At 35.3% G+C, this 26,324-nt stretch carries 12 protein-coding genes; 1 reads left to right on the forward strand and 11 read right to left on the reverse strand.

All coding sequences use genetic code 11. The features are described 5' to 3' along the window. Window positions 1-33: 33 nt before the first annotated feature. Window positions 34-879: a DUF3945 domain-containing protein gene (locus BGC7_RS15350; RefSeq protein ID WP_050702482.1), complete on the forward strand. Its 846-nt coding sequence runs from the start codon at window positions 34-36 to the stop codon at window positions 877-879. Window positions 880-1,702: 823 nt separating this feature from the next. Here the strand turns inward: BGC7_RS15350 and BGC7_RS15355 are convergent. The 11 genes from BGC7_RS15355 to BGC7_RS15405 form a co-directional block, all read right to left on the reverse strand. Beyond that, window positions 1,703-3,865 carry an alpha-glucuronidase family glycosyl hydrolase gene (locus BGC7_RS15355; RefSeq protein ID WP_050702483.1) on the reverse strand — a complete coding sequence of 721 codons (2,163 nt, stop codon included), beginning with the start codon at window positions 3,863-3,865 and terminating at the stop codon, window positions 1,703-1,705. Window positions 3,866-3,944: 79 nt separating this feature from the next. Then, window positions 3,945-5,900, reverse strand: a complete 1,956-nt coding sequence (locus tag BGC7_RS15360) for a glycoside hydrolase family 97 protein (RefSeq protein WP_050702484.1) — start codon at window positions 5,898-5,900, stop codon at window positions 3,945-3,947. A gap of 16 nt (window positions 5,901-5,916) precedes the next feature. Continuing rightward, window positions 5,917-7,338 carry a glycoside hydrolase family 125 protein gene (locus tag BGC7_RS15365; protein WP_087880083.1) on the reverse strand — a complete coding sequence of 474 codons (1,422 nt, stop codon included), beginning with the start codon at window positions 7,336-7,338 and terminating at the stop codon, window positions 5,917-5,919. Between the two features lie 105 nt (window positions 7,339-7,443). Beyond that, the gene (locus tag BGC7_RS15370) at window positions 7,444-8,805 is read right to left on the reverse strand and encodes a GDSL-type esterase/lipase family protein (RefSeq protein ID WP_050702486.1); all 1,362 of its coding nucleotides are present in this window, start codon (window positions 8,803-8,805) and stop codon (window positions 7,444-7,446) included. A gap of 34 nt (window positions 8,806-8,839) precedes the next feature. Continuing rightward, a complete protein-coding gene (locus BGC7_RS15375) occupies window positions 8,840-9,970 on the reverse strand; it encodes a glycoside hydrolase family 76 protein (RefSeq protein WP_242034397.1) in 1,131 nt (376 codons plus the stop codon). Between the two features lie 32 nt (window positions 9,971-10,002). Then, window positions 10,003-13,572 carry a glycoside hydrolase family 2 TIM barrel-domain containing protein gene (locus BGC7_RS15380; protein WP_050702488.1) on the reverse strand — a complete coding sequence of 1,190 codons (3,570 nt, stop codon included), beginning with the start codon at window positions 13,570-13,572 and terminating at the stop codon, window positions 10,003-10,005. 255 nt (window positions 13,573-13,827) lie between these two features. Beyond that, a complete protein-coding gene (locus BGC7_RS15385) occupies window positions 13,828-15,378 on the reverse strand; it encodes a glycoside hydrolase family 76 protein (RefSeq protein ID WP_082206799.1) in 1,551 nt (516 codons plus the stop codon). 20 nt (window positions 15,379-15,398) lie between these two features. After that, on the reverse strand, window positions 15,399-16,736 hold the full coding sequence (locus BGC7_RS15390; protein WP_082206800.1) for a BT_3987 domain-containing protein: 1,338 nt from the start codon (window positions 16,734-16,736) through the stop codon (window positions 15,399-15,401). An 18-nt stretch (window positions 16,737-16,754) separates the two neighbouring features. Continuing rightward, on the reverse strand, window positions 16,755-18,680 hold the full coding sequence (locus tag BGC7_RS15395; RefSeq protein WP_050702491.1) for a RagB/SusD family nutrient uptake outer membrane protein: 1,926 nt from the start codon (window positions 18,678-18,680) through the stop codon (window positions 16,755-16,757). A gap of 14 nt (window positions 18,681-18,694) precedes the next feature. Further along, the gene (locus tag BGC7_RS15400; RefSeq protein ID WP_050702492.1) at window positions 18,695-21,862 is read right to left on the reverse strand and encodes a SusC/RagA family TonB-linked outer membrane protein; all 3,168 of its coding nucleotides are present in this window, start codon (window positions 21,860-21,862) and stop codon (window positions 18,695-18,697) included. A 368-nt stretch (window positions 21,863-22,230) separates the two neighbouring features. Next, on the reverse strand, window positions 22,231-26,283 hold the full coding sequence (locus tag BGC7_RS15405) for a hybrid sensor histidine kinase/response regulator transcription factor (RefSeq protein WP_050702493.1): 4,053 nt from the start codon (window positions 26,281-26,283) through the stop codon (window positions 22,231-22,233). Between the last annotated feature and the right edge of the window lie 41 nt (window positions 26,284-26,324).

Raw genomic sequence — 26,324 nt, forward strand, 5'->3', positions numbered from 1 at the left:
GAAAATCCGTAAAGTTTTTTTAGGACAAGACAGATGCTAAAGGACAAATATGACCTGACTTATGGTAAGGGGAAAGATCGGGTTAAGCGGGATAAACTCAATGATCCGGATAGGGTAAAGTATTATATGTATGATACGATTAGGGCTGTTTTACCGGAGTGTAAAGTTCCCGCTGACTTACGGTTTGGTCTTAAAAAATTCGAAATTGAGCTTGATTATAAATTCAAACGAGGTACCAATCAGATTGAAGGGGTATCGTTTCGGTATAACAATATTGCTTTTAAAGGTTCACAAATTGACTGGAAATTTAGCTTCGGTAACCTCAAAAAAGAGTTTCAGATGAATGTTGAGTTATTACAAGAACAAACAAAAAATAACCAACAGCAACAAGAAACACAAGATCTGAGAAGGGAACAGCCGGTTGAAAGTAAACCGATAGTGCACTCTATAAGCGGGGTTATGTTAACGCCCAGGCAATGGCAGACGTTGGAAGAGGGTGGCTTTATATATCTGGAAAATATAAATAAAAGAGATAGCAAGGAAAAGTTCTCTTCTTATGTTTTCCTCAATGAGGAAAAGAACAAAGCTTTTTCCTGCAAGAAAAATCCTGATACTTTTGTCAAATATGGTAAATACGAAATGCGTCTTCGAGATAAGATGTTGATAGAAGCAGGCTATATAACAAAAGCCAAAGTCAAGTGGTGGGGTGGCCTTGATTTTGCATACCCGTATCTCTGGAAAGAGAATAAAGAGGATGCTGAGTATAAGAAATCGTGGGATAATCCAAAGATACAAAAAAGAGAGAAAGATAATATAGGCCAAAAATATGCCCCGAAGCAGCTGTTAGATAATAAAAAAACGAGACCGAAATTAAGATAGCTATTTCATCAAAGGCCAAATATAAAAAGGCTAAAAATTGGATTATGGGTCAGATAATATGAATAAATAGAATTGTGCTAGTCTGTCATTGACTTTTAGCTTTAAGGAGAATACAACTATATCATCCTCGTCTTCCCGTCTGTAAAAAACCTTTTAGGAATCGTACCCCTTGTCGTCCGATCTATATGTAAGAATCGAATATTAAAAGTTCATAGCTGCGGCCAGTCACGGCTTACAATGTCTTTTCTGTCCAGAAAAATTTAAAAAGGAATACTATTTACATAGATATTCCATTCTTGGCTGTCCCTGTATTTCCATTTATCACCATTAGTCAGAGATAGGCAAGGTTTATAACTTCGCATGGTTTGTGTATAAATAGAAAAAGCCTGAACCGGAAACTTAATTCCTATTCGGGCTGTGTACCTCTGTGTTATCTACACAAATATAGCTATTTTATACTGATTTTTAAAAATAAGGCTATACAGCTATTTGTTTACATTAAATTTAAGAGACTTGACTAATTCATTCTTTGAGTTATAAAGTGTGTATGCCCTTTATTCAAGATATCATCATTAACTTTTATTTTGTATTTTATTAATGTTAATAGTAGTTCTAGCTGTAAAGACCATTTATGTGCTAAACGAACGTCATAAGTACCGCTAATATATTCAGAGAACTTATATATTTAGCAAGTCTTGAATCTGTTATTGCCGAATAATTTACACCACCCTTAATTCCCCATTGAAAATATAAATTGAACGAATATGAGAACAATTGTACTGTCAGATAAATTAAATTCTTAAGTACCTTTCTTTAATTTAGTTTATTTCTTATTGAAAAACAATGTATTATCCCAATCGTAAGGAAACGGAATTCTTTTATAGTATTCTAACGAATATTTAGGTTGTTCGTATTCAGCCGGAATGGGCATACCAGAATAACTCTGAAAGAATAATAGACAAGCATCTCTCCACCAAACAGCCTCACTTTCTTGAATTTTCATTAAGGCTTTGATATGTTCGAACCTTTCTTGATCGATTCTTTTCTCCAGACTATTCCATATTACCTGCATCTGTCTGACTTGATCAACACCCTCATAGTAATGATCTACAATGCCATTCCATAAAGTCTTTCCTGATGATAATTTGTAATTCCACGATAAGCGATGAAACCATAACAGAAGCGTTTCAGGACAAGTTTCCAAATTGTTAAATTTATTACACAAAGGTTCATGATATTGGCCTACAGCATCACTTCCATTCTTTGTCCGGTTTACACCAATGCTATCTTTTGTTATTTTGTGATAATCATAAGCAGTCCAAACGGGATCATCATGCCAAGGTTCGGGGCCATTGTGTGTATCATAGTTCATGATATGATTTAAACCTAAAGGCATTTCATAATTGACTACTGCTTCGCGTGACATGAGCATCATTTTTTGAATAGGTTTTATTACATCAACATCATTCGAAAAAGTCATCCTGACCCACTCCTCTGACATCTTCTTTGATGACAAATCGGGATTCCAAGCCAAACGCCCGAATGCATGCCAATTAGCCTGACCAAAAAGGTGTCCTGTCCAGTTTATATCTGTACCTATATTAGAAACTCCTGCAATACCTGATATTCCATGTGTTTTCTTATAATTCTGTAAGACATTAGATATTGTAGAACCCTTCCCATTAGCATACGTATCGGATTGTAATGTCTCTTCAAATAATGCTCCCAAATAAACCAAATGTCCGGAATGTCCAAGGTTCTCTTGAGTAATCTGGAACTCTATAGCTAATGGAGTATTGGGCATTTGTCCAAATAGAGGATGAAATGGTTCGCGAGGTTGAAAATCTATAGGTCCATTTTTGGGTTGTACAAATACATTTTTATTAAACTTCCCGTCTAAAGGTTTAAACTCATTATAACCATTGGTAACCCTATCTATATGTCGCTCATTATGATATACAAATGCGCGCCAAAAGACAACACCTCCATAAGGCTCTAAGGCTTCACCTATCATATTCGCACCATCTGCGTGTGTACGTCCATAGTCTTGAGGTCCGGGTTGTCCTTCAGAATTAGCTTTGAGTATAAAGCCTCCAAAGTCAGGGATTAAAGAATAAATCTCAGCAACTTTGTCTTTCCACCATTGTCTCACTCGTGGATTAGCCGGATCAGCAGTTGGAAGCCCTCCTAGTTCTTTAGGTGCACTAAATCGAGCTGTGAGATATACACGGATACCATATGGTCTGAATGCAGTGGCTAATCCGCTGGCTTTGACTAACCATTCAGTACGCAAGCTTTTCGCATTTGCATTTACATTATTCAATATTGCTCCGTTTATTCCGACAGAAGCATTCGCTCTTGCATAATCTATCAAACGAGGATCTTTGTACATAGGAAGACGCTCCCAATCCCAAAGCGAATACCCTGCATAACCTCGTTCAATAGTACCGTTTAGGTTGTCCCAATGATTCAGCACACGGTATTGTAATTTCGGTTCTTCTTTTATTGCAATTTTATCTAACGATTGATGAGTCTGCATTAGTCTTAGATAATGGAATACTCCATAAATGACTCCTATATCTGTTTTTGCAGCAATAACTGTTATCGCTTTGCCTTGATAAGTTGCCGACCGAATAATATAGCCATCTTTATCCAAAAAAATTATTTCATCGGCAAATGATAGCTTAGAGATAATATTGGACGACTCTACTGTACCAACTATTAACGTATTATTCTCTACATTAGATGTTTCTTTTAACTCTAATCCCAAAAGACCTTCTAACCCTAGAGTTAGTTCTTTTTTAGCAGCATTCATGCTTTCTGATACAGCGGGAAAAAGGATATTACCATTCTTATTTTGATAAGACTGGAGCAATATTTTATTATCTATTTTCTTGTACCTTAACCATAGGTCGTATCCATTTTCGGCTTGTACTATTCCCAGTATTGTAAATAATATAATTAATGTGTAAAATCTTTTTTTCATCCAATAATTGTATATGTAAGTCGTCCGGCTTTTATTATTTATTAGGCTTCAAAAGCCTAGACGACTCCATGATTATTTATTATTCTATGATTGCAGCAAAACCTCCGTTTTTCACCATCTTTATTTGAATAGTATTCTCTTTCTTTACCTGCAATTCGTTCTTTCTGTAATCCATTGCTTGGCGACTGGCATTGATTCCATCTTCGAATGAAGTCATTTTGTAATTCTTTGTAGAATTTAAAAAATCGAGGTTGATTGTGAATGTGCGTTCTTTTTCTTTGTTGTTAGTCATACCACCTATATACCACTTATCTCCTTTACGTTTAGCTACGATTGCATACTCGCCAACCTTCGCTTCTAAAGGTAAAGTTTCGTCCCATGTAGTCGGAACGCTAGTAATAAACTCGGTACAATCTGCATTACGATAATACAGTGTAGGGTTGTCAGCTAACATCTGTAATCCACTTTCGAATATAACGAATAGAGCTAACTGATATGCACGTGTGCCAATACTTGCCGAATTAGGTCGGTTGCCACAATATACATTTGGCTGCATACTTATCATGGCACCGGGAGTGTAATCCATTGCTCCTACCGCATTACGCATGAAAGGAAAATAAACACTGTTGTCAGGATAGCAACCTCCCATCTGTTCCATACCCCTAACCCCTTCATAAGAGATAATGTTCGGATATTTATATTCTAAGCCTTTAGGACTTATAGAGCCATGATAATCGACAAACAGATTGTATTTGGCAGCCTCTTTTGCAACACGTTCATAGTAATTCATCATCCATTGATCGCTGCGATCCATAAAGTCGATTTTAACTCCTTTTACTCCCCACTCAGAAAAAGTCTTAAATAATTCCATGTTATTTTCGACAGTCAGCCATGTCAACCAAAGAACAATACCAACATTCTTTTCTTTTCCGTAACGAATTAATTCATGTACATCTACTTTCGGATTGGGTGTATAGGGGTCCCGGGTAGTTTCAGCCCAACCTTCATCCATTATAATGTACTCTATACCATATTTTGATGCAAAATCAATATAATACTTGTATGTATCCAGATTGTATCCAGCTTCGAAATTCACGTCAGGTCCATATGGAGACGCATCATTCCACCATTCCCAACTTACTTTGCCAGGTTTGATCCATGATACATCCTTCAGTTCGCTTTTAGGAGCAAGCTTGTATGACATTGTATTCGATATTAATTGTTTGTCCTCTTTGCTTATTACAAAATATCGCCACGGAAAATCCCGTTTGCCAATTGTCTTAGCTATATATTCTGCCTCTTTAGTAAGTTTCTGGCTACGGTCTCCGTCTTCACCAAACTCTAAAGGTTCTTTAGGAAATGCAGAAACGATACCATTCTTATTATTCCCTTTTAGGAACATACAAGGGTAGTCCGATACATTTGTTTCTGATATTAATATTTTATACTTCTTCTTGGTATCGATCAGTATAGGAAGAGTTGACATTTTATCTTCAGCCTTCCAATCTTGGCTTTCTATGTGTGTATATGCTTCTTCATAGGCGGTCTTGAATCCTCCCGGCTGTTGCAAATGCAATAGATAATCGGACGGAAAGTTAACAGCGAATTCTTCATTCATTACTTCAATATCATTTTTCTCTTTCATATTGGTAGTGAAACGATAAGCAATACCATCATTAAAGGCTCGGAATTCTACAGAATAGTTCCCTTTGAAATTTAAGGTCAATTGAGTGTATTCATTTTTCACGGTTGAATACTTGAGCGGAACAACTGGTGTTAAGTTTTCACTTACTTTTATTTGCTTCTGGTTTACGAGCTTTGGCTTGTCTCCTAAAGTTGTATTTTTCAAAGATAATGCTAGATAATTATCTTTCAGTAAAGTCTCATTATCATACAAGATAGAGTAATATATTTTATCTCCTACATTCAACTTTACTTTTATTTCTCCATTGGGAGATGTAAGCTCTATTTGTTTTTGTGCACAAATACTTAGAAATGCTATGCAAAATAGAAATGATAGTACAATTTTCTTCATTAAATTGGGTTATTTTTTATTTGATACTATTCAGTAATTCGACTCTTCCTTCATTTATTTGTTTTATAATCAGTTCCCCAAACAACGTGTTTTGCCAGGCGAACCATGCGCGAGTAAAATCGTAGTGATCGTCCACATTAAATGATTCATGTATAAAGCCGGTATCAGCATCGGTTTTCATCAAAGTTTCGATACACCATTTGATCTCTGCATCGTCTTGGCTCGTAAAGGCCTTCATCATGATGCTCATTGGCCATGCCATGTTGTATCCGATGTGTGGCCCACCTATGCCTTCGCCGTCCTTACCCTTAAAGAAGTACGGATTATCTTTGCTCCACACAAACTTCCTCGTATTTTGGTAAATAGGATCATTTATGTCTATGTCTCCCAAATATGGCATAGCTAACAGGCTGGGAACATTTGCATCATCCATTAGTAGATGATTTCCAAACCCATCAACTTCAAAAGCGTAAATAGTCCCATATTTTGGGTGGTTATAGGTCGTATATTTTTTCAGGGCGGCCTCTACTTCATCAGCCAAGCTACTGCATTCTTTTGCCAGATCGGGTTTATTATTTACAGTATTCAATATTTCTGCGGCTTTGCGAAGTGATGTTACAGCAAAGAAATTGGATGGTACGAGGAATTGTAGAGTTGTAGCATCATCAGATGGACGAAACGAGGAAACAATCAATCCCACAGGATTTACCGGAGCCCCTTTCCCATCATTGTTAAGAGTATCCAAAGCACGATCAGTGTTACGTTTGAATGTGTAAGGTCCGACACCATCTTTGCGTTGTTGTTCTTTTAAAGTTTTCAAAATACTCTCAATAGCTAAGAGCCACTCTTCCTGAAATACACTGCTATCTCCTGTCGTTTTCCAGTATTGATATGCCAAACGGATAGGGTAGCAATGTGAGTCTATCTCCCATTTACGCTCATGTACACCGGGCTTCATATCGGTAATGTCGCTTTGCCAATGTCCTGTTTCATTTACATCTGTATAAAAAGCATTTGCATAAGGGTCAAGAGTAATGCTGTTAAACTGACGAAGAATTGTACCCACTAGCATTTCTTTCAATTCCGGATCTTTATTGGCCAATTGAATGTATGGATATACCTGAGCTCCTGAATCTCGTAGCCACATGGCGTGAATATCTCCTGTATATACGCTCGTATCGGGTTTTCCATTCTTTCTTTCAAAGCGGACTGTAGTATCTAATGTATTGGGAAAGCAGTTTTCGAACATCCATGCCAGTTTGGGATTGGTCAACAGGGCTTTTATTCTAACAATTTCTTTTTCCACAGCCGAAGAAGTAAATAATCTATCTTTTGATGCAGGTCTATTACTTTTTTTATAATCGGTTTTCTTTTGATGTATCACGGTCGTGTTGTCGGATTCCAACCTGATGTTGTTAATTGCACTGAGATTATTCATCCCTAAGAGGGCGGCTAAAAGAGATCCAGTAAAAATTATTTTTCTCATATACATATTTTTTATAAAAAATTAAAAAGGTAATACTATGATTTGAAGAATACTTACCTAAGGTAGTTTTTTAATTTGATTTTTTATTATAATTTGGCGAATAACCTTATCAATACTCTCTCCCCAAAGGTTTCCTAATACTACTGCACCCGTTGTGTTAGGATGTAAGAAGAAGATACCTTGCTCCCCATTTTCCGCTTGATAATATTTTGTATATCTCTTACGAAAAATATCAAATCCTTTTTTATCCCCTACTTTTACAAAGCCTTTATTTTTCTTAGCCAATTTATTTATTACAGGTTCGTATGATTTTAAGCGATCAAGTCCTTCTTGTAAATAAGAAGACGAATTCTGTGTGTTGGGACTATACCAAAGAGGATAATGTAGAATAATTTCAGCTTTAGTGAAACGTGTATGCAGTGAGTCTATGATCTTCTGCATATTTTGCTCATACCTTTCTGGCGATATAGGTGCACCTGTCGGTCCCTTGATTGCGCTGTCGTTAGTTCCGAGTTTAATAGAAAAAACAAGCGGTATCAACTCTTGATTGATATCATTAGCAGCATCTATTATTCTTTTGAAAGCATTACTACCCGGTAAAAAATCTTGGGTAGTATAACCACTTATGCCACAATTCTTGTATTTTAGGTCGTACCCTAAACTATCCAGATAATGTATTGCTTCTTGTGCTGGATCTATTTCAATACCAGCACCAGCTGTTATGCTATTACCTACAAACACAATCCTTAATGGGTGAAGAGCCGGACGGGGAAATGAACGCCAAGGACAAATAGCTTTAGCTACTATCCGGGCCATAGATCTAGTTCCTTTCTCGTTGGGATGAACTTTATCGTATACAAAATCAGATTTCCCGACAAGAGGAGTATGTAAATCTATAATTCTCGAATTTGTCTTTTTTGCCACATTTTTTATCATTGGCATCATTTCTCGTGTGACCAAAGTATCGGATAAGGGTAAAAAATTATCTTCTACTACAGGTATAGGGTAACATACAAATATTTGAGGATTACTCGGTAGGTTTTTAAAAGAATCAATAAATTCAATATAATCTTTCTCAAAATCAGCTTTGTGTTTCCAGTTATTCGCCTTACCATCATTCGTCCCCAATTTTATTATTACAATATTGGGATTCCAGTTTAAGACCTCCTTATATTTGTCTTCTTTCGAATACGGATGATCTCCCTTTTTTAATAGAGTTCTTGCACTGAGTCCGTAGTTACGAACTTCGTATTCATCTCCTAATAATCGTTGAAGGATTGCAGGATACTTATCATCATTTGATAATGCCGTATTTTCTGTTATACTATTGCCTACACAGGCAATTCTTGTTTGTGCCTGAAAAATAATAGATACAATTGTCAATAAGCTTAAGAATACAATTTTTTTTATAACTCCCATTTTTATAAATGTTTTTAGAAACCAAATCTTTTTATTAGTCCAAGATAGCCAGGCGTGCATACATTTCGACTATGGCAGCTTGTGTCAACAACCATTTTTTTTCGTCCTTCTCTTTCCCGCTAAGATCAACATTGAACAATCCATTATTGTCTCTGGAGTGTAGCCAAGCATAATCTAAGCTTTTATCAAATGCATCAATGTAGGTTCTATTATTGTCTATCTTGTATAGTTCTATAAAGCCTCTCAACATAACAGCCGTAAACCACACGTTACCTTTTTTTATCATGTGAAATTTATCTCCCTGATCTGTAGTAAAATCAGTAAAAAAATGATCATAACAGGCCTTTGCTATATTCTGTGCTTCTGTCAAATAAATAGAATCTTGAGTTAATTTATACTGTAGAGCTGCAGATTGTAACATTTGCCCACTATTATAAGCATACTTTGCTTTGTTTACTTTGCCTTCTAAGTTAATATTATCAAAGTATAGAAAATCAGCATCTTGTAAGTTCAATTTTGTCCATTCGTATAATTCTTTGCCTTTGTAAAAATAAGTACTATCTTCAGTGGTCTGAAAAAGCTTAAAAGCAAGTACCGATCCGGGCGCATTTGAACATGTATTCTTTGATTCTTTTTTTTGTTCGCACCAATATATGCCGCCTCCCAGTTTGTCATCAGTTCCACTTACAATGAATTCCCAAATGAGTTTCGCTTTATCCAGATATTTCGGATTTTTAGTAATCTGATATATGTCTGCAAAGTCAATCCCAAGCCAAACATTATCATCGTAGAAACGATCGGACATTGCAGCAGTGTTGATATATGAAGCGTAGGCAGATGGAGGTCTGTTTGTATCGAAATATTTTTCTAAACCGACTAAGACACATCCATTCAATAATTGAGTAGATTTTTCATCATTCTTTGATTCTAGTATAGCATTTATAGCCGATAGAGTTCCTGAATATGGCCACAAATAAGCATATTGGCTATGATTCTCTGTGTTTTGTGCCAAATATCCTGCTTTATAATCGTTGTCGTAAGGAAATGTTTCATATAACAAGCAATTATTCTGATCTTGATAATGATTATATAAAGAATCGAGGGTAATATATGCTTTGTCTATCCTCGATAGTTTTATTATGGTTTCCTTGTTACAGGAAACCATAATAGGTATTAATATTAAAAATAAGAGTTTTTTCATTTTATAGATTCTATTCTGAAAGAATAACTTAGAGGTTGATTCTCAGGGATCATATACTTGTCTAAAGGTCGTGGTCCGCAACTAGCATTACCTAAACCTTGCTGGATACAATCGAGATTCAGGTATATCTCAGGTTTTCGGATCTCGCGAAGTTTGAAATCATGCTTTGCTTCCCAAGCTTGAGTATCTGTAAAATGAAGAGCACTAAAATTAAGATTATTTTTAGATGTAATCTTTAGTCCTGTATTATCATCATTGGTCATACTGATCCATCTTATGCCTTCTCTGTTTCCCATACTTTGGGCACGAACATAATGTTCTTCCTCCATATCTTTGACAGTAGTATTATAAAGCCCAATAAAGCTAGATGTTTTTCTATCCGAATAATTTTCGTGGGGGCCATGACCATAGTAATGAACATTTTCGTAACCTTGGGATAAAGCCATTTGCAACCCGAGACGATGAATAATATCTCCATTTTCAGGTAGTGTAAACGAAGCATCCACATCAATAGTTCCATTACTATATACTACATATTTTATCTGTAAAGGAACATTTAACATTCTGTCATTTTTTATTACTGCTGTTGCATTATATATCAGCGTTACAGATTTTTTATCTGCTTGAGCGTAATAATTGAAAAAAGAGTTTTCATAAGCTGTATCATAATAATTCTGATCGGTATACTTGTCATTATTGACCGACCTGTACCAATTGAACTGCAATCCTGACTGATTATGAATCATCTCTTTCCCTTCGTATTTGAGAGAAGTCATTACACCTGTATTCTTATCAAAAGAGGCATTAAAAGTATTTCCTGTAATAATAATATCTTTCTGCGATTCTTTAACTGATAGGTCTTGTAAATTCTGTCTATTTATCGTTTGTGGATGAACACGGTTGGTCAATGCCATCTGTTCGGACGCAATAACATAGCCTTTCTTCGCCCATGAAACATCCTCTTTCAATACGAGATATACATTTAAGAAATATTCATTTCCCGGCTCTAAATTTCGGTTAAATGGAATGATTAATGACATTTTCTCTGAGGGGGCTAAGCTTAACGAGTTTAACGTTCCTTCCTCATGTCTAATACCATTTTTTATTACTTCCCATTTCAAATCGAAATTAGATAGATTTGTAAAATTATATCTGTTATCAATTTCAATCTTACCACTGACAAGGGCCATGGGATTAAATTTTACATATTGATATACTTTCTTCACCTCCAGAAGCTTAGCTGTTATTCTTCTGTCAGGGGTTGTAAGCCCGTTGCATGCAAAATCACCATCGTTAGGTTTATCCCCAAAGTCTCCTCCATAATAATACCTATCGTCTGGTTCCCCGTATTTATTAAGTCCTTGGTCTACCCAATCCCATACACAACCCCCAATCGTACGTTGCGATTTGTTTTCAATAAAATCCCAATATTCGGCAAGATTACCCATTGCATTACCCATCGAATGGACATATTCGCAAATAAAGTATGGTTTGTCAGAATTCTCATTGTCTATTCGGGTCATGTCATCTATTGAAGAGTACATTGCAGAACGAATATCTGCAATACTGTTCTTCCCTTCGTAATGTATTGGACGAATTGGATCTAATTCTTTTGCTCGTTTGTACATAGCATCGAAGTTTTGTCCGCTTCCACCTTCATTGCCAAGCGACCAGAATATTACAGAAGCATGATTTCTGTCTCTTAACACTACACGTTCTATTCTATCTACAAAAGCAGGTATCCAGCTTGGGCGATCTGAAATACTATGATTGCCATGGTTTTCCAGATCAGCCTCATCCATTATGTACAGGCCATAATAGTCATATAAAGCATACATTTTAGGGTCGTTCGGATAGTGGCTTGTTCGTACTGTATTAATATTATGCTGCTTCATCAACAAGATATCTTGTTCCATTGATTCTACATTTACAGCTTTACCTAACCGTGGATGAATATCGTGTCTATTTACGCCTTTAAAAAAGGTAGGTTGATTGTTTATATATACCCGCTTATTTTTTATTTCAATTTTCCTAAATCCGAATTTAGATGCCATAGCTTCAGTTTCTCTCCCTTTTTCATCTTTCATCGAAACAATTACTGTATAAAGATTCGGGATTTCGGCTGACCAGAGTTGAGGATTGTTTACTTTCGTTTTCAAATCTACATCAATGCTAGACATTCCATTTACATCGATTGTTTTATAAATCCTAGTCACTTCTTTGCCGGCAGGATCGAGCAATGTTACTATTAAGCTTTGTTTCTTTGAAGTCTTTTTATTATAACTCCTAATATTTGCTTTTACCTTAAATATGCTTGAAGAGAAATCATTTCCATTAAACTCCGATTGTAAATGATAATCAAACGTATGAACTTTTGGTATAGCGTATAAATATACATCACGATGTATACCGCTCAAACGAAACATATCCTGATCTTCGATATAGCTTGCATCTGTCCACCTGTATACTTCGGCAGCAATTGTATTTTGACCTTTTTTTATGTAATTGGTAATATTAAATTCTGCGTCATTATTAGCTCCTTCGCTATATCCTACTTTTTGACCATTTATCCATACATAAATTCCACTATATACACCATTAAAATGAAGAATGACTTCTTTTCCATCCCAATCTTCTGGTATCGAAAACTTTCTTACGTATGATCCTACAGGATTGGGTTCTTTTTCGTTGGTATAGCCTTTCTGAGGCTGAATTAACGGTGGACGATTAAGAAAAGGGTAAGTAACGTTTGTATAGATAGGAGTGCCATAGCCCAGCATCTCCCAGTTAGATGGAACTTTAATTTCTTTCCAAGAGGAAATATCGTAATTGTCTTTATAAAAGTCCACCGGTCTTTCAGAAGGCTGTTTGACCCAATTAAATTTCCAGTTGCCATTCAACGATAGAAAGAAAGGAGATTGAGGTTGTAACCAAAGTTTTTCAAAATATTTATCCTTTTTCAAGCTTTCGGTCGAAGGATAAGGTATATAAGTTGTATGTCCTTTCTCTTTATTTACTTCAAACACTCTTTCATCTTCCCATTCATGATCTCCTCTCACAGCATAATCGGTAGGTATCCCTTGAGATGTTTCTACTAACCTCCAGACTTGGGATGATTTTGGAATTTGAAAAATGACAGATCCCACTCTTTCTTCTCCTGAATATGCTAAAGACATCCCTGTTACCTTTTGTGTGATTTGGTATGCACCCGTGCCTGTCACCTGGACTTTCCAATGTTGGTTATCATTAGAGATACTTTCTCCCCATTGTAATATAGGATTTCCGTTGCCTTCGTGCATATTGCCGTTATCAAGACTTTTCTCACTGTAAGGGTTTGTGATAACATAATAACCGTTGTCTAGTTTTCTAATTTTCCACAGTTGTCCTTTGTTATCCTTGACCTCTTTACTTAAGTATATTTTAGCATTGTCTTCGTAGCTGTCTCGATTATCAATTACCAGACCTGAGGGGCTTACTATTTTGTATAATACGCTTTGATTTATCTCTTGCGACATACATGGTATCGCTAAGAGGAGAAATAAAATTGTTTTTAATATCTTGTTCATTTCTTTTTTTGAAAAATTATAAGATTCTATATAGTGATTAATACTGTTCTAACTCTTAAAGTATAATTATTTTTACTTTCTCCTTATTTTTCCGGATTCTAAAGATTGGCCAAGCCAACTGCTAATGAAGTATTTCCACAATTATATACTTCGTATTTCTAGATAACAAAGAGAAAGTAAAAATAAAAAGTCTGGATGAATTCTTTTTTATTCAGTAATAGAGTTGTAACCTCGTAACTTCACAAATAACTTTCTCTATTCTCTGAACATCCAACGTTCATTGTCGCTATGCTCTTCTTTTATTAAAGTCAATATCGAATTTTGATATGCTAAGCATTTCAATGGGGCTTTTTTAGGTTTTAGCTTATGGCACTCTCTATTGTCAAAGATAAGTTTCCACAATTGGTTATCATTATCGGGTTCCGATTTCTTATATATTATATTCGTTCCATCTATAGTTAAGACCATTCCACTAGAAGTTGTCGATTCTAATTGGTAATATCCATAACCTTTCACTACTATTTTAAATCTCTCAACATTTCCTCCATTTTCTTTTACCAGAATTATCTTACTATCAGATTTACCGATAATTTGTGATGAATCAGCTTTCAGCTTGATTTGATATTCTTTCCCAGCCTCAAGCAGAGGATTCTTAAGAGGCATTATTTGTTGAACCACTACACCTCCTAGTGCTTCTAATGGTTTCATCTCGTTGTCATTAGGGTCTGTTGGATTTCGCCAGTCATTCCATGTGAGATTCAAATCTGTACGACGTTTGCTCCATGCTGCATCGGCATTCTTCCGCAACCAGCTATAATATACATCCCAAAGGTTGTTTTCTCTGATAAAATTACCAACCCCACGAAGATATTCCGACTGCCATGTTCCATTATACCGATGAGAGGCTATGATTCCATTAGTAGTTCTATAATCTTTTACAAAATCGGAGGCTTTTTGAGCAGCGTCATAATATTTGTTGTCGCCTGTTATTTTATGCATATAGGCCATGGCTTCCACAAAAGCTCCGTTTGTATACACATTGCCGTAATCAGATAGTACACCGGTTGCTTTTATATTTTCATACACACCGCCATCTTGATTTCTATACAACGTCTTTAATAACCACTCTGATATTTTTGTCGATTTTATCAAATAATCGTTATTTTCGGTGAATTCATACAAATAACAGCCTAATATAACAGCTGGACTATTGCTAAGAGCCGATTTAGATCTTTCATCTTCATTAATGGGAAGCTGCCTCCACCAAATTCCTCCTCCTAACTCAGTATCCCAGCCTCTGTCGTACATTAAGTTGAATGCATATTCTGCTTTTTGGCGAAATAATTCTTCGTTTGTAATCTGATAACCTCTTGCAAAAGCTAATCCTGCCCAGAGAATATCATCATTGAAATCGTTCCAGCCCCACTCTCCGGGAGGAGTTGTACCTACATTTTGTTTGATAAAAGTATTCAACAAATTTTTAATTAATATAGCTTGGCTAGGATTCTTTGTCCTCCAATATACATCTTCTGCCATTTGGATGTCTAAAGCCTGTCCCCAGAAATAATCCTTCTCATTGCTAATTAATGTTTCTCGATAATATTGTAACCCTTTCTCTGAGACCAGATAGGCTTTGTTGAAAGCATCAAAAGCCTCGTCTGCAATTTTATTGTCAGATTCTTGTTCCGGATCTTTGGGCTTTAAGTGGTACTCAGGTGCTTCAATATCGTCGTCACCCACACAAGAGTTAAAGCAAAAAACACCGACAAATAATAAGATAAATACGTATATAGTTTTTCTTTTCATATTATTTATTTTACTTGTTATTAATAGCCTCGGGCTGTAATTTCACCTATACTTGCCACCTGATTATTGAAATAACTTTCGGTAATAAGTACTTTCAAGTACCGTCCTTTAGCCTTTTTTACAGGATAAGACAACAAATTGTGTGTTTTAGGTGCCTCGAAATTAGCTAGTTTTTTCCAATTTATGTTGTCTTCACTAATCAGAAACTGGCCTGCTTTAGTTTGTACTTCAGCAATACTAGTCTGTCTTTGGTACATATCAATTTGTGTGATTGTCATACTTTTCTTCATGTCTATTGTGATATAGTGAGGAAGTGTTGCCATTGCTCCTTGCCACTGCGAATGCCAGAATGTGTTCTTGTTTCCGTCGATAAGGTAGATCGCTTTTCCATTCGCACCACCACTTTCGCCTGTTGCTTCTTCAGAACTGAAATCTGCTATAGTCCAATCTTTCTTTGACAATTCATCAGCTAACACATTTAATTTCACGACATAATATTCGTCTTTATTGACACCAAATTTCGAACTGCTTTTCAAACGTATTGGAAGCATATAGTTTCCAGTTAAATATTGTTGGAATATCTTTAGGTTAAAGGCTAATTCGGTCTTGCCTGCCTTTAATATTTTTTTAGTTTCCAATGTGTATTTATTGGCTTCAGGAACGGTATAATCTTCCTCATTATCGAGATTGTATTTTGTCACATAATCGCGATCTATCTCTATTTCCAGTTCAATATCAGAGTCATTTTCGTCAATATCAAGTTGTGTTACAATATCGAGTTCTGGTACACTTTGCTCTCCTTTAGTATAACTAATTGTATTAGTGCCAAGAGTAGTTAAAGAAAAGTTAGGTGTATGTGATTGAGGGTAGATAATACAAATAGATTTTTCTTTATTTATATCTACTGAGGCACTTACAATTTTCAATGGTAACACTTTATACGTATTGTCCGGAGCCAATTTAGACGGATCGAAATTGATAATTATAGTTTGATTTACATCCTTTCTGTCGCTGGAGAATGAAACCTCATTCTTTTCCAGACTGTATACATCTGGAGCTAATAATTCAAAATTTGTTCCATTAGTTGTATTGTATGCAACTAACTCATCGGCAGACATTATTCCTACACGAACCGAACTGCTGTTTTCTATGGCTCCTGATTTATACAAATCCAGACTATATGCGTAGATTGTATTATTCCCCTTGTCGTACATCTTTAAATTCTGGACTCCATCGTGCACAAAATAAACCATAGTAGCACTAAGGTTATCTTCCTTTGTGTCATCATTGCACGACAATAGAGATATTGATAAGCTTATCAATACGATGCAGCTATATATTAGTTTAATCTTATTCATAATTCTTATTTTTTTATTTTACCATCCCGGATTTTGAACCATTGATCTGTTCCTGTCCATTTCATTTTGCGAAATTGGGAATAAGTACATCTTTTTAGTAAATACTCTTGTTTCAAATGGCGTACGTGTATAAAAATCGGTAGAATTAAAATCGGCACCAGCCATAATATTCATACCATATATAGGTCCTGCATCACCATACATTCTTCTCGCCTCTGGACGTTTAGTATCAATCTTATCGGACAAGAGACGACGACGAGTAGTGAAGTAGCGATCACTTTCAAAACATAGTTCGACTTGTCGCTCTCTGACTATATACTCACGTTGCTTATCTTTGTCTCCTTTTATTGTTGGATAAGTAGAAAATATGCTTGGCAGACCTGCACGATTTCTGAGCATATTCCAATATTTTTCTATATCAGAGTTTCCCGGATCATATTCATTAAGAGATTCTATATAATTTAGGTATATTTCGGCCAAACGTATATATGTATGTTGTCGCCAGGCACTGAATTGATTTCGGTAAGGGTTACTGTTAGGATTTATAAACTTAAGCAATAGATAACCTGTATTTGTATGATCTGATGCCCCTGAACCTGATAATCCTGTGGCATATAATTCTGTACGCCCCCAGCCATTTTTGTTTTTACTGCTCGAATACATATCTCTATCTTCTTTCGATACTTGTGGCAAAGGGCGTCCGTTATATAGTATGCTTGCATAGAATCTTGCTTCTCTATTGGCATACATATTCCATTCTCCAATGCGATGTCCCCATGAATTTCCTGACTGAATTTCATCAATATTATCATTTTCCCATTTAGGGTGAGCCACACTCGCAAATCCCACTTCTTGATAACCGCTTGTAGGATCATCTATTGTTTTACCATTAGCCATATAAAATGCATCTACAATACGCTGAGTTGGTCCTACTCCATTCCAACCTCCTGGACGTGGAGTTACATGTTTCTCCAATCCATCAATATCTCCTTTTGTTGTGGCCCACAGAACTTCGCTATTCCATTTTACCAGATGGAGATCTCTTACCGATTTATATGGATTGAAAGTTGGATCACCATTCTCATTATTCATGTAAAGTTTTATACTATGCCCTTTTGGAGCCGATTCGGCTGCGGTTATTACTGCTTTGGCTGCATCAGCTGCATCTCTCCATTTATTTTCATCGTATGTTGTATTAGCTAATGGTGTTCCATCATGGTTCTTGAATGATATATAATCCTGATTTCCATTCCATTGAGGGCTAGCGGCCATAAGCAGTACTTGCGATTTGACAGCCAGACATGCCATTTGATCTGCCTTACCTAGCCATTTCTGATCGACTTTCCATGTTAATGGTAATGCTCCACTATCTTTAGCTTCATCCATCATACGGCATATATATGCGACGCATGTTTCGTAGGGTGTGCGAGGAAATTTGTTCCAATCTTCGTCAAATTTTGTTTCTTCTTCTATCAACACGAATGGACCATATTGCTGGAGTAGGCGCCAATAATAGTATCCCCGTAAAAATTTCACTTCTGCTTTATATTGTTTTTTTAATGCATCCGTCAATTCAAAGCATTTATCTACATTGTTTTCAAATACGAATGATGATCTTATTGCTTGATAATAATCACTCCAAGGATCGTAAAGAACGTTTGCCGGACTCCAGTTTCCTACATTTATACTTGCTGTCATATAACGCTCCCATACTATATCCATTTCATCGGATGCTCCAATCCATGGAACCGCATTCCATATTGCGTGCTCATTTGGGAGCTTTGCATATACATTATACAAATAAGCTTCTGTTTCCTTTCTGCTTTTCCAAACCATATCCATGGTCTTTTGATCATCAGGCATCTTATCTAAAAAATCGGAACACGAGGCCAATGGTAATAGGCAAAATGCGAAATATATATATATTGCTATTTTAGTTTTCATATTATTTTTTAGTTTTAAAAGTTAACTCTCAAACCTAGATTCATCTTTCGTTGTAACGGATAGGCATCTCCTCTTCCTTTACCAACCTCCGGATCCCACATTTTGAATTTGGAAAACAAGGCCATGTTGCTACCATGGAAGTAAATCCTTAGACCTTTCATCTGAATAGATGATAACAGCTTTCTAGGAAAATTGTATCCAACTTCTACATCGGCTAAACGGAGAAAGCTCCCATCACATAACCATTTTGTGGAGTTTCTGTAATTATTTTCGGAATTTCCAATACTAAGTCGAGGATAAAAAGCATCTTCTCGTGGGTTGTCTATTGTCCATCTGTTTAAAGCTTCTTTAAATAGATTTCCTCTGTCTCCTCCTTCTTTGAATGGAACGAAACCTTCACCTCCCAGCATATAAGATACACGGCTCTGGCCTCTGAAAAATAATGCCACATCAAAACCTTCATACTCTACCTGAAATCCGAATCCGTAAATTAATTCCGGAATATTAGAATGACCGATGGCAACTTCATCGTAAGAGTCTATTTTTCCGTCACCATTTACATCCAGATATTTAATATCTCCCGGACGTACAACCCCAAATGTTTGTTGAGGGCTAGCGTCTATTTCTGCTTGGTCTTTAAAATAACCAAGGCTTATTAAACCAAATTGTTGTCCATATTTTTTACCTGTTTCATTTTGATATAGATACTTCCGATTGGGTTCGTCTTTCTCCAAGACTTTATTTTTAGTGAAAGTTCCATTACCATATAACCGAACAGAAACCTTGTTGAAGGAATGATTCAACTCGATGGTTCCATCAATTCCCTGATTTCTCATCTTTCCTATGTTAGCAAATGGTCTGTCTATTAATCCCGCTATACCTGGTAATACGTTTCGCCGAACCAATATGTTAGAACGAGTTTCGTGAAAATAATCCAATTCGATGGCAAGCTTACCTCTAAAGAATTCGGATTGGATTCCGATATTTGATTTTAAGCCTTTTTCCCATGTAAGGTTAGTTACACCATACTGATTTTCACCCGTACCACCATAATTCGTTTTATCCCAGCCAAAAGAGTAGTCTCCTAGCCCATTGCCTACAATAGTAAGATAACCATATCTGCGATTGTCGGGAAGAGCTTCGGCTCCAACCAATCCTACTGATCCTTTAATTTTTAGGACATTGATGATGTCAGCTAAAGGACCTTTTGCCCAAAAGTTTTCGTTAGATATGAGATAACCAACTGCACCGGCAGGGAATACTCCGAAACGTTGACCTTTAGGAAAGTTTTCAGATCCGTTATACCCAAGATTGAATTCCGCAAAATACTTATCGTCATAAGAGTATGTAGTTCTGAAAGCCAAGCCTTGTTTTCGGTATGGAAGTGATTCTATCGCATTTCCTGCATCACCTCTTCTATAGTCGCGCTGATAATACATTGCCATAAGCCCTAGTTTGTGAATTTCAGCAAATGATCTATCATAAATAAGTTGTGCTTTTAGCTCCATGGCGCGGTTACTATTCAATGCTTTATCATAGCCTAAGTATTCATTTCCTTTATTGGTTTCTACTAGTTCTAATTCGTCTGTTATCGGGTCTCGTCCGTTAGCTTGATAATATGAACTTGTTTTGTGTCGTTTAGTTGTCGTACTATTGTAAGCATCGAAAGAGAAGGCAACATTACTTTTTAATCCTTTCAAAGCATCTACTAATGCTCCTATATCTTGGCTCAAACGAGCCTGTCCCATTATTTGACTGCGGTATTCGCTTGAAAATCCAGAACCCATTAATCGCTCCGCCGGATTTTGTACGGTCGCTGAACCTGAACCTGCCCAAACATAGTGGGTGCTCCCATTCTCATTTACACCATAAGGGTATCGTACCGGTATATTGATAGGGTTGGATACATAGGCTTTATCAAATAAGTCGCCGGTACTTATTCCCGGGTATTGAGCGTCAATAAGATATCCTCCTAATTCAATCTCCAGAATAGTCGATTTAGTGAGTGACACGTCCACGTTTGTTCTAAAATTATATCTGTTGAGTTTGATGTTCGATTTATAGTCATTTTGTGGATCGTTACGGAAATTTCCGGATTCGTTGAAAACTCCACCTGATACAAAGTAACGAGCTACCTGTCCTCCACCTCTTACGTTTAATGATATAATACCATTATCCGATTTATCTTTAAATATTTGGTCTAGCCAATCTACATTTGGGTAAAGATAAGGATCTGTTCCTAGAGCTGTCTGTTCAATACGATCACGTGAGTAAACATCTTTGCCGGCAGCTTCGTTGTATAACGTCATGTAGTCTACCCCTCCGAGGAGCTTTGGTACACGTGTAAGCTGGCTTATTCCATATTCCATTTTCAATTCAATAGATGGTTTTTCAGAAGCTCCGCCTTTGCGAGTAGTAACCAACACTACACCATTAGCTGCCCGTACTCCATAAACAGCTGTTGCTGAAGCATCTTTCAGGATAGATACACTTTCTATTTCTTCAGGGTCTAAATTGTCCATAGGTCGTTCTACACCATCTACTAATATTAGTGGCGTTTTATTTTCGCCGAAGGTAGAAATACCCCGAATCCAAAAGTTAGAATTGTCGTATCCCGGTTCTCCCGAACGTTGTACGGCTACAACTCCTGCCATACGGCCACCCAACGAATTGGTAAGTGATCTTGATGCTGTTTTCAGTTCTGAGACTTTGACAGTAGATATAGCTCCAATGACGCTCGCTTTACGCTGCGATCCCATCCCGACTACCACGACTTCATCGAGTTCTTTTAAATCTTCTTTCATTACAACATCTATAGTTAATGAAGAAGGAACTGTGACTTCGACTGTTTTATATCCTATATATTTAAAGACAATCGTTTCTCCGGCTTCTGCCTCAATGACATAATATCCATCAATATCAGACATTACCCCTCTTGTTGTTTCTTTAACACTGACAGTAACTCCAATAAGAGGTTGGCCTTGCTGATCCAGAATTTTTCCTTTTACAGGTTTGATATTTTGAGTTAAAGTCTCGTTTTGAAGTAGTTTATTGTTGTTAGGAAGAGCAATTACATTTGAAAAGGGGGACGATATAATTAGTCCCATTATGAATAATCTTACAACTCTACCGAGTTCCATTTTCTTCATTTTTTGATTAGGATGTAATTTGTTATTTCTCATAATTTTAGTTCATTTTCTAAGTTCATTTTATTATGATTTTATAAATAGATTTATTGGTTTATTGGTTTTTTCGTTGTCCCTGTTAGGATACAGTACTTCATTTAAGGAGATTTCTCAGTCTTGTATGTCATAGAATATTAAATTTAGGTTTAACATAGTTGTATTTGATTAATTATAATAATATGCCTCACAAAAAAAAATCGAAAGAGACACAAGGAGTCCTCGTCCAGTAAAGCTGTCGCTAAACTGAGAGGACAATTTTAAGCATTATATATTATTGGATAATAAAGAAAGAAAAACTAATTATAATGAATGGTAATATATGTTCTTCTTTATGTAAATTATGTCTCTAGCTTGACTATATCTTGTTATTTATCTGCATCACGAAATTGCTTTGGAGACATATTATACTTCTTTGAAAATTCGTTGTAAAAATAAGTTGTATTGGTAAAACCAACCTTGTAAATAATTTCTTTTATAGATAAATTAGTTGTAAGAAGAAGTCGTGCAGAGTAAGATAACCGGAAATCTTTTATATAATCACTAGTGGAAACAGATAGAATCTTTTTTAATTGACGATACAAATTTCTTGAAGATATATTCATTTTTTCGGCAATAAATTCCGGTCCTAATTGAGTATTGGTTATGTTGTTATTTATAATATTAGATAGAGAGTCGATAAATTCTTTGTCTTCGGTATGCATCAGTTTTCCTGATGAATATTTGAAAGCGCTATCAGTTGTATTGTAATATTTTTTAAGTTGCTCACTATTATCAAGTAGACGATGAATAATAGACAGTAGAATTTGGGAGGAAAAAGGTTTTGTTATATACGCATCAGTACCGGCTTCATATCCTTTAATAATATCTATATCTTCTATTTTAGCAGATAAAGCAATAATGGGTAAATGTTTGTTAAATTTATCTTTTCGGAGCGTTTGAATGAAGGATAAACCATCAATTTCGGGCATCATAATATCTGTAATGATAAGGGCCGGAGTTTCTGACTGAAGAGCCTTTAAGGCTTCTTTCGCATTGTATGCTTTCAATACAACGAACTGGTATGAAATAATATCTTCAATCAAGTCGACAATTTCTTTGTTGTCATCAACTATTAAAATGCGAGCTTTAGCCTTATCTGTTTCCAGTAGAGGAGAATTAAAGGATATTATTTTCTTCGTAGATTTATCATCCGATTTATCAACGATTGGATTAGTATATGTAATATTTTTATCTTCATCAACTAACCGGGGAAGGGTTACGAGAAAATTAGTAAACTTTCCGAGCTCACTTTCCACAGTTAATTCTCCCTTTAAATATTTCGTCATGCTGTAACAAATAGATAACCCCAATCCATTACGAGCTGTCATTTGATTGTTGATGTTTACATCAACGTCTTCTAATATCTGAAATCTGTTAAAAATCAATCCGATCCGATCTTTTTCTATTCCTGCACCTGTATTATAGATATTGATTTTAAGAAGGTTGGCTTCTTCTGATATTGTCACTTTTATTTCTCCTCCCTGCGGGGTATATTTAAAAGCATTAGATAATAGATTTGAAATAATTTTTTTAAAACTGTTTTTATTCGTATACCAGTATAAGTTTTCTGGTATAACTATATCTAAGTCTATGTTATTATCTATTTTTGCTGTAGAAAACGATTTTATAAAGTTTGATATAAAGCTTGTTACAGATATTCTTTCCAAATCAGCATATAATTCTTCATGCCCTTCTTCGATTCTCCTATAATCAATAATTTCTTGTAGTAGGTCATTCAGGCTGGATACATTACTTTGTAATACAGATATATATTTGTCGATATTTTGTTTATTATTGCTATAGGTTCCAATTCGTTCTACTGCTCCATTTATCAGAGTCAAAGGTGTGAAAAGTTCATGAGTGATGTTAGTGAAAAACCTCATCTTTGATTCATATAGTTTCTCCTGTTCTTGTCTCTTTATCTTTTTTGCTATTATTTCTTGTTTCCTCTTCAATTTCTTTCTCATATAAAAAATGATAGAAACAATTAATAATAAAGCTAAAACAGTATAGATAATGTATGCAATACTAGAAAGATACCAAGGAGGCAAAACTGTGATTTGCAAAGAGTAAATTTTGTGTTCCGGGTTGGTCACATCGTTTTTATATTTTACTTTAAGAGTGTATTCCCCAGATGGGAGCTGTGTAAAAATAATTTTATTATTCTTTTGTAAAGGAATCCATTCTGTATTATAATTTTCAAGTTTATAAAAATAATCATAACTATCTCCATTAATGTAATCTAATGTAGCAAAAGAAATCTGGAATGTTCTCTGATCTGCTTGGAGGATTAATTTTTTCGAATTGTTATTATTATACTCATATAGATTATAATCTTTTCCGTAAAGATTCAAATTAGTAAATAACAGGTCCGGCTCGAAATCTACATGCTCAGTATTTTTTGAAGGGTCTATCCATGTTAAGCCATCTACTCCTCCCCAAAAAAGCCTACCAGTTATAGGGCAATGCCAATATGCATTATCTGAAAATTCAACAACTTTAAGACTGGGAGATTTCACATTAAAAAATGAATCATTTTTAGGGTTGTATTTTACCAGCCCTTTACTTGTACTAAGCCAAATTATTCCATCAGAATCTTCTAATACACCATGTATCATGTCGTTTACAATACCATTTTTTCGACCGAATTGTTTTACGATATTCTCTTTTCCTTCGTGTATTTGTACCTGAGTCAGACCAGTACTAGCTCCCATATACAAAATCGAATCTCCTTTTGCATACATTGAAATAATATCTCCCAAACCTTTATTGTTTGCATTATTGATATTGATATAATGGTATTGTTTGTTTCTTATATTATATTGAATCGCTCCATATCCTTTGCGACTACCTAATATGAGAGTAGAATCTGAATTTTGAAGCATAGAATAAAACACATCGTTAGTATTATTTCCATCTCTTAGAAAAAACTGTTGTTCTTTCCTTTTTATTTTATAAGGGGTCGTTTTTTTATCTAGAACAATATGCCATAATCCTTGCGAAGATACCCATAAAGTTGTGTCACTTGTTTCACAAATGGCATGTATCTCCGAAAGATTATCAATCTCGTTATTGGCTGTGCCAATGTTATATATCCGATCGTCTTTATATGAATAGTATGAAAACTTATCTCCACCTATCCATAGATCATTCTTGTTATATTTACTTCTTCTAAAACAATATACAGGACAATTCAAATATTCTCTTTCCCAAATAATCTGCTTGCGGGTTTCAGCTAGATTGTTACTTATTTTATCATAATTTTTTATTTTAATAATACCATCACCTTTAGTTCCTATCCATAATGTATTATATTCATCTGTATAAATTGATCTGATAGGCCTTCTTGCCGTAAAAGGCAATTGTTTTAATAAAATATTAGTAAAGGTATTTTTCTCACTATAATATAATTCAACTCCCTGCCCATCTGTGGCTATCCATATCGAATTTTGGTAATGATCTCTCATTAAACTGAAAATTCCGACAGATGTATTTATCGGTTCCCATTTATCTCTATCATTCATATCTACACGAAGCAATCCCCCGTGTAGAAATCCAATGAAGATATTATTATTGAAAAAGCACAATGAAGATATTGAAGTGCCATATTTGTTTATAATATTAGAGATGTTGCACAAATTTATTTTTTGTTGTTCTTTTTTGTCATAAACAAATAAATTATGATTTTTATCGATAAAATAAATCTTCCCATTCTCGAAAAAAGCATTTTCTATCAATTGATTATGAAACGCCTTCTTCTTGACAGTTAGCGAGAATGGATTGGACTGAGAGTTGCCATTTTGCTGAAGATTAATAAATAATATCTCTCCTTCCTTTGAGATCAGGCATAGCTGGTCTTTTTCGTCAACAAACATTAACTTTATATCATTCGTATTAAACTCCTTAATAGGGATCTCATAGATTTTTTTCTGACGATTATTATAGTATGAAATAGAATTATCTTTATTAATTAACCATGTTTCATTGTTATGATTAACAGAAATCAACGCAATTTTTTCGTAAGCAGGATAAGTTTCTACAACTTTATGTGTTTTCATCGAAAACTTATCTAATCCCATATTTGTCGCAACCCATAAATGTTCTTCATCTGCTTGTATAATCCGATGTATTGAGTTGCCTGATAAAGAGTATGGATTACCTAGTTCGAATCGAAAAGAGGTAACGTCTTTCCCATCATATAAATTAAGCCCATCGTATGTACCTATCCACATAAAGCCATAATTATCCTGATACATGCAAAGAATAGAATTATTTGACAATTGATTATTTAGATTTTCAAGACTAAATAAGGTGAATATTGGAAATGCATTTCCAACAAAACAAAATTGAACAAATAAGAGGATAAGGAATTTCTTCATAAACAGATTAACATGTGTAACAACATTTTGCAAATGTACAA

Origin of the sequence: Dysgonomonas sp. BGC7 (genome assembly GCF_001261735.1) — a bacterium.
Taxonomy (GTDB): domain Bacteria; phylum Bacteroidota; class Bacteroidia; order Bacteroidales; family Dysgonomonadaceae; genus Dysgonomonas.